The 11910-nt window shown below is 68.9% G+C and carries 8 protein-coding genes and 3 pseudogenes; 8 read left to right on the forward strand and 3 right to left on the reverse strand.

The genetic code is table 11. The features are described 5' to 3' along the window. Positions 1-82 precede the first annotated feature (82 nt). On the forward strand, positions 83-853 hold the full coding sequence (locus tag E1288_RS12145) for an SDR family NAD(P)-dependent oxidoreductase (protein ID WP_132484357.1): 771 nt from the start codon (positions 83-85) through the stop codon (positions 851-853). Between the two features lie 152 nt (positions 854-1005). On the opposite strand, the gene E1288_RS12150 is transcribed toward E1288_RS12145, so the two are convergent. Both E1288_RS12150 and E1288_RS12155 read right to left on the reverse strand, forming a co-directional pair. Next, entirely contained in the window at positions 1006-2343 is a 1338-nt protein-coding gene (locus E1288_RS12150; protein WP_132484359.1) for a carboxyl transferase domain-containing protein, read from the reverse strand. Next, entirely contained in the window at positions 2336-3784 is a 1449-nt protein-coding gene (locus tag E1288_RS12155) for an acyl-CoA synthetase (protein ID WP_132484397.1), read from the reverse strand. The genes E1288_RS12150 and E1288_RS12155 overlap by 8 nt, the downstream gene beginning before the upstream one ends. A 194-nt stretch (positions 3785-3978) precedes the next feature. On the opposite strand from E1288_RS12155, the gene E1288_RS12160 reads away from it, so the two are divergent. The 5 genes and pseudogenes from E1288_RS12160 (at position 3979) to E1288_RS12180 (ending at position 9466) form a co-directional block, all read left to right on the forward strand. After that, a complete protein-coding gene (locus E1288_RS12160; RefSeq protein WP_132484361.1) occupies positions 3979-4704 on the forward strand; it encodes a FadR/GntR family transcriptional regulator in 726 nt (241 codons plus the stop codon). Between the two features lie 313 nt (positions 4705-5017). Next, entirely contained in the window at positions 5018-5512 is a 495-nt protein-coding gene (locus tag E1288_RS12165) for a VTT domain-containing protein (protein ID WP_132484363.1), read from the forward strand. A gap of 68 nt (positions 5513-5580) precedes the next feature. After that, positions 5581-7560 (forward strand): annotated as a pseudogene (locus E1288_RS12170) (catalase); the annotation flags it as partial. A 263-nt stretch (positions 7561-7823) separates the two neighbouring features. After that, positions 7824-9254, forward strand: a complete 1431-nt coding sequence (locus tag E1288_RS12175; RefSeq protein ID WP_165968082.1) for an amino acid permease — start codon at positions 7824-7826, stop codon at positions 9252-9254. Between the two features lie 32 nt (positions 9255-9286). Further along, a complete protein-coding gene (locus tag E1288_RS12180) occupies positions 9287-9466 on the forward strand; it encodes a hypothetical protein (protein WP_132484367.1) in 180 nt (59 codons plus the stop codon). Positions 9467-9978: 512 nt separating this feature from the next. Here the strand turns inward: E1288_RS12180 and E1288_RS12185 are convergent. Further along, positions 9979-10536, reverse strand: a complete 558-nt coding sequence (locus tag E1288_RS12185; protein ID WP_132484369.1) for a hypothetical protein — start codon at positions 10534-10536, stop codon at positions 9979-9981. A 684-nt stretch (positions 10537-11220) separates the two neighbouring features. On the opposite strand from E1288_RS12185, the pseudogene E1288_RS12190 reads away from it, so the two are divergent. Both E1288_RS12190 and E1288_RS12195 read left to right on the forward strand, forming a co-directional pair. After that, positions 11221-11559: pseudogene (locus E1288_RS12190) on the forward strand (P27 family phage terminase small subunit); the annotation flags it as partial. A 32-nt stretch (positions 11560-11591) separates the two neighbouring features. After that, positions 11592-11903, forward strand: a pseudogene (locus tag E1288_RS12195) (amino acid permease C-terminal domain-containing protein); the annotation flags it as partial. Between the last annotated feature and the right edge of the window lie 7 nt (positions 11904-11910).

Here is an 11910-nt window from a genome sequence, read left to right on the forward strand (position 1 = left end):
GTTTAGGTATAAGGTGGCAATGTGGCATGTTGTGCCACGTAGACACGATGTGTCGATTCCGTGCAGAAGAGAGGGAACTCCCATGGAGCGCTTCGAAGGACGTCGCATCCTGATCACCGGGGCCGGTTCGGGCATCGGGCAGGCCACGGTGCACCGGATCCTCGCCGAGGGCGGCCGGGTCATCGGGTTCGACCGCAGCGAGGAGGGCCTGGCGGCCACCGCCGCCACCGCCGCCGAGAACGGCACCGCCGAGCGGCTGACCACCGCCGTGGTGGACGTCGCCGACGAGAGCTCCGTGCGCGCGGGCGTGGCCGAGGTCGTGGCAACGCTCGGCGGACTCGACGTGCTGGTGAACGCGGCGGGCATCCTGCGGTCGGCGCACACGCACGAGACCACGCTGGACTTCTGGAACACGATCCTGGCGGTCAACCTGACCGGCACGTTCCTGATGACCCGCGAGGCGTTGCCCGCGCTGCTGGAGTCCGGGCACGGTGTCGTGGTCAACTTCAGCTCGACCTCGGCGAGCTTCACGCACCCCTACATGGCGGCCTACGCGGCCTCCAAGGGCGGTATCCAGTCGTTCACCCACGTGCTGGCCGGCGAGTACGCCAAGCAGGGCCTGCGCGCGGTCGCCGTGGCGCCCGGCTCGATCAGCAGCGGCATGACGACCGGCCGCGGCCCGGGCCTGCCGGAGGACGCCGACATGAGCCTGTTCGCGAAGCTCATGCCCGCCATCGGCCAGGGCATGGCGGGGCCGGAGACGGTCGCGGGCGTGGTGGCGATGCTGGCCTCCGACGACGGCGCGTTCGTCACCGGCACCGAACTGCGCATCGACGGCGGCACCCACATGTAGGGGCTGTTTCCAGACTCGTCTCGCGTGGCGGTGCGGGTGGCGGTCCCCCTGCGGGAATTACCGCCGCCGCCTGGACTGTGGGAGCCCCGACTTGCGCATGCCCAATAGCCACCGGAGTCGAGCTGATGTCCACCGCGAGTTCGCGGTGGGCATCACCGCGCGATGCCCTGGACGAAGCCCAGGTCCAGCAGGTCCTGGGGGCGCAGCCGCAGGTGGTCGGCCAGGTCCCGCGCCTCCGCCGGGTCGCGCTTGAGGATGGCCGCGCTGGATTCGGGCGCGATGACCGCGAAGTAGGCGTCCGAGGTGATCCAGGTCCGCTCCGGCGCGGCCAGCGCCAGCGCACCGCCCGAACCGCCCTCCCCGATGACTAGCGTGGTCACCGGCACCCGGGCGTCGGCGACCGCGGCGAACACCTCCGCGATGGCCGGCCCGATGCCGCCGCGCTCGGCCGCCGCGTCGTTGGCCGCGCCCGGGGTGTCCACCAGCGTCAGCACCGGGACGCCGAGCTGATCGGCGAGCCGGATCAGCCGGGCCGCGGTGCGGAACCCGGCCGGGGTGTTCGCGGTGCCCGTCTGGGCGGCGAACGCGACCGTGCGCCCGTCGTGGTCGCCGAAGCCGCAGATCATCCCGCTGTCCCGGCCGCCGGCGCGGTCGCCGCTGATCTCGAAGCGCCGGGTGAAGTAGGCGTCCAGGTACGCCCCTGCGCGCGGCCGGTCCGCCGAGCGCGCCCGCTGCACGGCTTCCCAGCCCGTTGCAGGCGGCTCGCCGCCGGACAGCGACGCCGGGATCGGGGCCGGTTCCGGCGGCCGCACCAGGCGCTGCGGATGCAGCAGCGATACCAGGCCCGCCAGCGCAGTAGGCAGCTCCGCGTCGTCGACGACCTGGTCCACCTGGCCGTCGGCCAGCTTGCCCTCGGCGTGGAACGCCTCGCCGGTTTCGGACGCGTCGCGCACCCGGCTGCCGCCGAAGGCGACCGCCGCGCCGGGCGAGGCCAGCACGACGTCGGCCGCGGCCGCCAGCGCCACCCACATGCCGCCGGTGGTGGGATCGCGCAGCACCGCGATGTGCGGGATCCGGTCCTGGCGGGTCAGCAGGCAGGCCCGCGCGATCTCCTGCAGCTGGCGCAGGGCGCAGATCCCCTCCTGCATCCGGCTGCCGCCGGAGGCCACCTGCGAGATCACCGGCAGCCGCAGCTCCCGGGCCTGCTCGAACGCCGCGACGATGCGCGCCCCGTCCGCCTCCCCGACCGAGCCGCCGAGGTAGGCGAAGTCGAAGGCGATGAGCACCGCCTGCCGCTGCCCGACCCAGCCACGACCGCACAGGACCGACTCCTCCGAGCCGGTCCGCGCGGTCGCGCGGGCGCGCTGCTCGTCGTAGCCGGGCCAGCCCAGCGGGCCGTCCCCGGCCCGCGGACCGGCCGGGGGCTCGAACTCCTCGAACCCCCGGCTGACCGACTCGACGACCGCGCGAGCAGCGGTGTGCTCAGCCATGCTGCAGCGCCTTCTTCTGCACCTTGCCCATCTCGTTGCGCGGCAACGCGTCCAGGAACCGCACCTCGCGCGGCCGCTTGTGCGGGGTGAGCAGGCGGGCCACGTGGTCGGCCAGCTCCTGCTCGGCGGGCTCCTGACCGGGCGCGCGCACGATCCAGGCGATGATCCGCTCACCCAGGTCGGCGTCGGGCTCGCCGGTGACCGCGACCTCGGCGACCGCCGGGTGCTCCAGCAGGCAGTTCTCGATCTCGCCCGCGCCGATCTTGTAGCCGCCGCTCTTGATGATGTCGGTGGCCTTGCGGCCGACGATCCGGATGTAACCGTCCGGCGCGCGGGTGGCCACGTCGCCGGTGCGGAACCAGCCGTCGGCGAACGCCGCCTCGGTGGCGTCCGGCCGGTTCAGGTAGCCGCTGAACAGGTTCGAGCCGCGCACCAGGATCTCGCCGACGGTCTCGTCGTCGCTGGCGGTGATCTCGCCGCCCTGTTCGTCGACGAGCTTCAGCTCGACCCCGGCGAACGGGCGCCCCACGTAGCCGGGCCGCCGGTCGCCGTCGGCCCGCACGCCGCAGTTCATGATCGTTTCGCTCATGCCGTAGCGCTCCACGACCCGCTGGCCGGTCAGCCGCTCGATGCGCTCGTGCTCCACCGCCGGCAGCGCCGCGGAGCCGGAGACCAGCAGCCGGGCCTTGCCGACCGACCGCCCGATCTGCGGGTCGAGCTCGGCGTCCTCGGCCAGCCGGTGGTACATGGTCGGCACGCCGAACATCATCGTCGCGGGCCCGGCGAGCTCCTCGGCCACGGCGGCGGAGGAGAACTTGCCCACGTGGTGGACGGTGCCGCCCAGCCGGACCGGGCCGAGCGTGCCGAGGATCAGCCCGTGCACGTGGAACAGCGGCAGGGCGTGCACCAGCACGTCGCGCTCGGTCCACTCCCAGGCCTCCGCCAGCGCGTCGAGGTTGGCGCGGATCGCGCGGCGCGGCAGCACGACGCCCTTCGGCGGCCCGGTGGTGCCCGAGGTGTAGACGATCAGCGCGGGGTCGTCCTCGTCCGCTTCCGGCGGCAGTTCTCCGCCGCGCACGTCCAGGTCGACCTCGTGCACCGGGACGTCGCCGAGGCCTTGCGGCCGCTGGAAACCGGGCGGTGCGAACAGCAGTTCCGGCCGGCTGTCGCCGAGGATGTGCGCGAGCTCGCGCTCCCCCACCTTCGGGTTGATCGGCACCACCGCGACGCCCGCGCTCAGCCCGCCGATGACCGCCGCGCAGGTCTCCGGCGACGCCGTCGCCCAGACCGCGATCCGCTTCGCTGTCCCGACGCGCTCCGCGATCCCGGCGGCCACCGCCGCCAGCTCCCGGTAGGTCAGCGCCTTCTCGCCGAAGCGCAACGCTTCCTTCTCGTCGGGCTTCCGCAACTTGGGGAACAGCACCTGCGCCGCGCCGGCCATGACCACCTCCACGTTCGTCAATGTCCCGCCCGCGGACCCGCGATGCCCGGCGAGCCGGCATTGGTCCACTGGCTCGACCACTTTTGCGCCGTTTCGGACACCGCGTCAAGTGGATGTGGCAAAATTGGCTCATCCACTCGACCAAAAGGTCGGTGTTAGCCTGATCACCATCCGTCCGGCCTGGAGGAAACCCGGTGTCCGAAGCCCTGCGACCGCTCGCCCGCCCGCGCCTGTACGAGCAGGTGGTGCAGCGACTGCGGGAGCACGTGGCGGATTCCGGCCTGCGCGTCGGCGACCGGCTCCCCCCGGAGCGGGAGCTCGCGGAGCGCCTCGGCGTCAGCCGCGCGTCGGTCAAGCAGGCGATCGTGGTGCTGGAGGTGCAGGGCCTCGTCGAGGTCCGCCACGGCGGCGGCACCTACCTGCGCCGCGAGTCGCTGGACGCGGAACCCGTCGCCGAGCTCGTGGCGCGCAAGCGCCGCCTGCCGGACGTCCTGGAAGCGCGCGAAGCGCTGGAGACCAAGCTCGCGGAGCTGGCCGCGCAGCGGCGCACGGACGCCGACCTCGCGGAAATCGACGCGGCACTGGCGGACATGCGCCGCGAGATCGCCGAAGGCGGGCTCGGCAACGAGGGCGACCGCCGGTTCCACGCCGCGATCACCGCCGCCGCGCACAGCTCGCTGCTGGCCGACTTCATGCGCACCATCGCGACCGAGATCGCGGAGAGCCGCCAGGAGTCGCTGCGCCAGCCCAACCGGCCGGGCAAGTCGCTGGCCCAGCACGAACGCATCGCCGAAGCGATCCGGGAGGGCAACCCGCGCGCGGCGGTCACGGCCATGCGCCGCCACCTCCAGACGGTGAGCCGGGTCCGCCTCCTCTCCTGGGACCCCGACGCCGACCCCACCCGCTCCGGCGAGGCGTGACGGAGCCACTCCGGCCGAACTCCGAGCCCGCGCCGATCGGGTGATCTGGGCGTTTTCGCGCGAAAACGGCACCGCCAGGCGTGGAAAACGCCGCTTTCGCGCGAAAACGCCGCGCCGACACCCGCACGACGGCACCGAGCCGCGGACGCCTGAGGTCGGCGGAGGCGCCGCTCAGCCGGCCGGGCCGCCCGGTTGGGGTGTGACCCGTTCGGGTCGGTAGGCTCGGGCGGCCCTGTTTCAGCAGCTACGGAGCACCTGACTTGATCGACCGTCCGGGTTCGCAGCGCGGGAGTGCCGTTGGCCGGGTGGTCCGGTGATCGGGTGGCTGCTGGCCACCGCGGGCACCGCCGCGCTCGGCAGCGTGTTCCCGCTGGTCAACATCGAGCTCTACCTGCTCGGCGTGGTCTCCACCGTGGATGGCGTCAGCTGGTGGGCGTTCGGGCTGGCCGCGGCCGTCGGCCAGGTCGCCGGGAAGACGCTGTTCTACCTGGCGGGCAAGGGCGGCTTCGCGCTCGGCGAGCGGTTGCGCAAGCGCGTCGAGGCCAAGCGGAAGGGCCGGTGGGCCGGCTGGTTGGAGAAGTTCCACCAGCGGACCGAGGAGCGCCCGTGGTGGGGTCTGGGCGTGCTGTGCCTCAGCGCCGTGCCCGGCATCCCGCCCTACAGCCTGATGTGCTTCCTCTCCGGCGCGGCCGGCATCCCGCTGCTGGGTTTCCTGCTCGCGAGCCTCGTCGGCCGGTCGGCGCACTTCCTGATCGTCGCCGGCGCGCCGGAGCTGCTGCACTGGCTGCCCGCCGCGCTGGGCTCGTAGCCGGCGAATACCGGTCCGGGCGGCCGGGAACCCCCTGTGCTGTTAGCCGACATCGAGGGGAGCCAGCACGCGGCCCGACGCTGCTGGAGGACTTCCAGGCCCGCGAGAAGATCACCCACTTCGACCACGAGCGGATCCCGGAGCGCGTGGTGCACGCGCGCGGCGCGGGCGCCTACGGACACTTCCAGCCCTACGAAGACAACGGCCTCGCCGACCTCACCACCGCGCAGTTCCTGACCGATCCGGGCCGCCGCACCCCGGTCTTCGTGCGGTTCTCCACCGTCGCGGGCTCGCGCGGCTCCGCCGACACGGTGCGGGACGTGCGCGGATTCGCCACGAAGTTCTACACCGACGAGGGTAACTACGACCTCGTCGGCAACAACATGCCGGTGTTCTTCATCCAGGACGGCATCAAGTTCCCCGACTTCGTGCACGCGGTGAAACCCGAACCGGACAACGAGATGCCGCAGGCGGCCTCGGCGCACGACACCTTCTGGGACTTCGTCGGGCTGCAGCCGGAAACCCTGCACATGGTCATGTGGCTGATGTCCGATCGGGCGCTGCCGCGCAGCTACCGGATGATGCAGGGCTTCGGGGTGCACACCTTCCGGCTGGTCGACGCGCAGGGCCGTGGGACGTTCGTGAAGTTCCACTGGAAGCCGCTGCTGGGCAGCCATTCGCTGGTGTGGGACGAGTGCCAGAAGATCGCCGGCAAGGACCCCGACTACAACCGCCGCGATCTGTGGGAGTCGATCGAGGCCGGGCAGTTCCCGGAGTACGAGCTGGGCGTGCAGCTGGTCGAGGAGTCCCGGGAGTTCGACTTCGACTTCGACCTGCTGGACGCCACCAAGATCATCCCGGAGGAGGTCGTGCCGGTTCGGCCGGTGGGCCGGATGGTGCTGGACCGCAACCCGGACAACTTCTTCGCCGAGACCGAGCAGGTCGCCTTCCACACCGCCAACGTAGTGCCGGGCATCGACTTCACCAACGACCCGCTGCTGCAGGCCCGCAACTTCTCGTACCTGGACACCCAGCTGATCCGGCTGGGCGGCCCGAACTTCGCGCAGCTGCCGGTGAACCGCCCGGTGGCCGAGGTCGCCAACAACCAGCGGGACGGCTACGGCCAGCAACGCGTCCACAGAGGACGGACCAGCTACTTCAAGAACAGCCTCAGCGGCGGCTGCCCGGCGCTGGCCGATGAGGGCGCCTTCACGCACTACCAGGAGAAGGTCGAGGGGCACAAGATCCGCAAGCGCAGCGAGAGCTTCAAGGACTTCTACGGCCAGGCCACGCTGTTCTGGAACAGCATGGCGCCCTGGGAGAGGGAGCACATCGTCGCGGCGTTCCGCTTCGAGCTCGGCAAGGTCGACCACCAGCACGTCCGCGAGACCGTGGTGCAGCAGATCGAGCAGATCGACCACGAGCTGGCCGTGGCGGTGGCCGAAGGCGTCGGGGTGGCGGCCCCGAGCGGCGGCACGCCCAACCACGGCCGCAGCTCCCCCGCCCTGAGCCTGGTGAACCAGGGCGCCGACACCATCGCGACCCGCCGCGTCGCGGTGCTGGTCGCCGACGGCGTGGACGCCACCGAAGTCTCGCAGATCCGGCGCGAGCTGTCCGAGCGGGGAGCGATGGCGGAGGTCCTCGGCTTGCGCGACGGCGACGTCCGCAGCGCCGACGGCGACGAGGTCCCGGTCGACCGCGCCATGAACACGATGGGCTCGGTGCTCTACGACGGCGTGATCGTGCCGGGCGGCGCGGAAAGCGTCCGGGCGCTTTCCGGCGACGGGTTCGCCGTGCACTTCGTGGCCGAGGCCTACAAGCACAACAAGCCGGTGGCGGCCAGCGACGAGGGCATGGAACTGCTGCAACGGGCTGGGGTTGCGGAGGCCCGCAAGCCCACCGGCACCGACGGCGTGGTGACCGAGCTCGGCGTGGTCACAGCCGCGCACACCGGGGGCGCGCTGCCGGAGGGGTTCATCGCGGAGTTCGCCGCTGCTCTCGGCAAGCACCGCGCGTGGGAGCGGGACACCTCCTCGGTGCCCGCCTGATCGGCACCGTGTCGGGTGCCGTTTTCGCGCGAAAACGGCGCCCGACACGCGTGGAACGCGACGGTTTCGCGCGAAAACGGCGCACCGCCCTCACGCGGAACGACGATTTCGCGCGAAATCGTCGTCCGGTTCCTCCCGGTTCGTGCCGATCTCACATCGGCGTTGATAACTTTTCGTGCCCTCATCGACACTCATAGCGATTGTTCACTGGGCGTTGGCGCGGGAGTCATCTACGGTGCCTGCCTGTGAGCGTCTTTCGAACAATGCCCGTCGAGGACGTCCTGACCCGCGGCGAGCGCAGCGGTCTGATCCGCCGGCTCACCGGGCGCGACCTGGTCGGATTCGGCATCGGCATCATCATCGGCACCGGCGTCTTCACCTTGGCCGGGATCGAGGCCAAGGAGCACGCCGGCCCCTCGGTGGTGCTGTCGTTCGTGGTCGGCGGCGTCGTCGCGGCACTCGCCGCGCTCGCGTACGCCGAGCTCGCGTCGGCGGTGCCGACCGCAGGCAGCGCCTACACGTACGGGTACGCCACGCTGGGCGAGTTGTTCGCCTGGATCATCGGCTGGGACCTGCTGCTGGAGTTCGCGCTCGGCGCGGCGGTGGTCTCGCGCAGCTGGTCGGGTTACGTCGCGAACCTGCTCGGCCTGCCGCCGCAGTGGTTCGGCGAGGACGCCACGATCAACGTCGGCGCGATCCTGATCATCGCGATCCTCACCGTCATCGCGGTGGTCGGCATCCGCGAATCGTCGTGGGTGACCAACGCGCTGGTGGTGGTCAAGGTCGCGGTGTGCGTGCTGGTGATCGTCGCGGGGCTGTTCTTCTTCAACGGCGCCAACCTCACCCCGTTCATCCCGCCGGCCCAGCCCGCGCCGGAAACCGCGAGCGGGTTGGAGCAGCCGCTGCTGCAGGCGGCGCTGGGCATGGAGCAGTCGATGTACGGCATCGGCGGCATGTTCACCGCGGCGGCGATCGTGTTCTTCGCCTACACCGGCTTCGAGGCGCTGGCCAACCTCGGAGAGGAGACCAAGCGCCCCAAGCGCGACCTGCCCGTCGGGCTGCTGGGCAGCCTGATCGTGTGCACCGTGCTGTACGTGGCGGTCGCGATCGTGCTCACCGCGATGGTCGACTACCGGCAGATCGACGAGGCCGCTCCGCTGGCGGCGGCGTTCCAGTCCGTCGGCCAGCCGTGGGTGGCGGCGCTGATCGCGCTGGGCGCGGTGACCGGGCTGACGTCGGTGATGATGGTCGAACTGGTCACCATCGGCCGCATCGGCTTCGCGATGAGCCGCGACGGCCTGCTGCCGCCGAAGCTCTCGCAGGTGCACCCGAAGTGGGGCACGCCGCACCGGATGACCATCGGCGGCGCGGTGGTGATCATGCTGCTGGCGGGGTTCATCCCGATCTCGGAGCTGGCCGACATGGTCAGCATCGGCGCGCTATCCGGCTTCGTCATCGTCTCGATCGCGGTGCCGGTGCTGCGCAGCCGCAAGCCAGACCTGCACCGCCCGTTCAAGATGCCACTGTCACCAGTGCTGCCGATCATCTCGGCCCTGGCATGCCTGTACCTGATGTCCAACCTGGACGTCATCACCTGGATCCGCTTCGGCGCCTGGCTGGTCCTCGGCCTGGCGATCTACTTCCTCTACGGCCACCGCCACGCCCGCCTGGCCAACCCGTCCCCTTCGAAGTGAAGGGCGCATCTGACCGATAAATCGGACAGCATGTGTCCTCCCAGGTCAGGACCGGTGTTGTCGATCTTGATACGGCGTCTGCTACTCGTAGCGCTACACAAGATCATCACGAGAAGTTCCTCCGCAACGCTGGACTGCTGGCGATCGGCGACAAGTACATGGACGGCTACGCCGTGGCCAGGGTGCTCGGCGTGGAGATGGACGACGAGTAAGGGAAGGAGGAGGCCATGCGGTTCCGACTTGGAGGTGGAGCGGTCCGCCGGGTTGCGGGCAGCATGTTCCGCAGCCGCCGGGCAGCGGGCGCTGCGGGCGCAGCTCCGGCACGTAAAAGGTTGGGTGCGCCAGTTGCTGGCGCACCCAACCTTGGCCCCGACTATCCACACAAGACTATGCCGCGAATGTAGCCGTCATTCGGATCGCCGCTGGACGGCGCAGCCATCTCAACATCTGCGAACTGATACGGAGCAACGTTGATGCAAGCAGTGTCCGGCGCGTCGGTCGTATCAATCCTCACGTACTGAGGAGTCCTACAATCGTTGTGGATGCGCATCGTCCAATAAAGGAAGCCCCCCTCCTGAACTTTCCAGGTGACGCAGGCGGGTGCCGGAGGGGATGCGACTGAGCCGTCCTGGGAAGCCGATGCGGCAGGTGAAAGCGCCAGAGCGAGCGCCAACACCCCGAAAATTACCCCAGTTACACGCATTCGAAAATTAACTCCTTCTGTTTATGGATTGCTAAGCCTGTTCAACTCTTCTTTGGAACGCGGAATATAGCCATGGCGTCCACCAATGCGTTCGAGAGCTTCAAACTTGGCCGCAGGAAACGAGTGACGCCATTGCGTAATGAAGGCGGACTCGTCCGTATCATTGACTCGAATGCGCTGAAGTTCTCGCGTGAGTCCAACTAGGAAGCCCGAGAAGGGTACGTATGCTTCAAGCAAGCACTTTCCCCTGCGCGGCGTCCACTTCGTCGTCGGCTGAAGCCACGTCCAGTGCTCGGCTTCGTGTACGGCAACACCCATATTGCCGTAGTGGTCCAACGACATATCCAGAAAGACATTTGCCCCGGGGGCGTTCCCTTCTCCCCCCCACAGGACGCACGCAACATCAGCACCCTCTGCCAAGGCGAGCGTCGCCTCGACAAGATTATTCAGAGCATTCCGCATGAACGTGGCCTTAAATGAATGAGTTTGCTCGTCAGTTTCGACCGAGAGCTCACACCACCCATTCTTGATAGTCAGTGCGACATCGAACTTTTCCGAAATCGTAGAGTCACCTTCCATGGCGGCATTATATTGGAAAGATCGCGTTCAGGCTAGGCGGCGTCGCAACGTACCCAATCGTTGCTGACAGGACCCCTCGTGTAGAAGGTTACCCCTTCTCCATCGCCGTTTTGGTAGACAAACTCGGCGACGTCGTTAGGGCCAGGGCCAAATCTCCAGGCCCACACAGAGTAGGCTGGATTGCTGCCGGGCCGGTCCCAGCGCCCGTGAACCATTGTGTCAAGAAGGCAGTTCTGGAAAGCGTCGGCAGTTCCCTCTAGGATCTCATGTTCGGTGTCGACATGGAGCACGCCGATACCGCCAGGGCTACCGCACCGCATTCGAATCGTCTGCCCGTTCGGCGGCCCATACTCAGCGACAACCGAGTCCGGAAGCGCGGATCCGTCGAAGCACGCCCAAGCCCTCACGGCCTTTACGTCGATATCACTGGATCCCGCGTTGGCATACCCGGTCATAATTCCACCGAGAGCGAGCGAGGTTGCCGCGATCGCGACGGCGCGGGACGGGAATCGATTCTTTCGCTTGCTCGGTTGGTTTCTTGTGAACACGCTCGTGATCAAATCATCGGTATCGACGCTTTTCAAGAATCGCTTTGGGTGACTACTTTCGTCTACATCCAATGGATGCCAGTAAGTCTACTCATGTACAAATACTTGGGCGCAGTTGTTGACTGGAGGCAGCCATATGGGCAAACGGGGTACTGCTCCGAAACCCACGGCACTTCGCGTGCTGCACGGCGACCGCAAGGACCGGATCAACGACGCCGAGCCGACCCCGCCCGAGGGCGAGGTCACACCGCCGGAGGATCTGTCCGACGACGCCCGCGCCGCATGGGACCGGCTGGCGCCCAGCCTGATCGCGGTCGGCGTGCTCACCCCGTGGGACGTGGACGCCTTCGTGGTGGTGTGCGAGGCGCTGGCCCGGTACAAGCAGGCGACCAAGCTGGTCAACGGCTCCGCACTGCTAGTGCAGGGGCCGAACGGCTTCGTGAAGAATCCAGCGCTGACGGTTCAGCGGGAGGCCGAGGCGACGTTCGCGCAGTACGGCGCGAGGTGCTGCTGGCGGGGTTCATCCCGATCTCGGAGCTGGCCGACATGGTCAGCATCGGCGCGCTATCCGGCTTCGTCATCGTCTCGATCGCGGTGCCGGTGCTGCGCAGCCGCAAGCCAGACCTGCACCGCCCGTTCAAGATGCCACTGTCACCGGTACTGCCGATCATCTCGGCCCTGGCATGCCTGTACCTGATGTCCAACCTGGACGTCATCACCTGGATCCGCTTCGGCGCCTGGCTGGTCCTCGGCCTGGCGATCTACTTCCTCTACGGCCACCGCCACGCCCGCCTGGCCAACCCGTCCCCTTCGAAGTGAAGGGCGC

Origin of the sequence: Saccharopolyspora elongata, assembly GCF_004348985.1 — a bacterium.
GTDB lineage: Bacteria > Actinomycetota > Actinomycetes > Mycobacteriales > Pseudonocardiaceae > Saccharopolyspora > Saccharopolyspora elongata.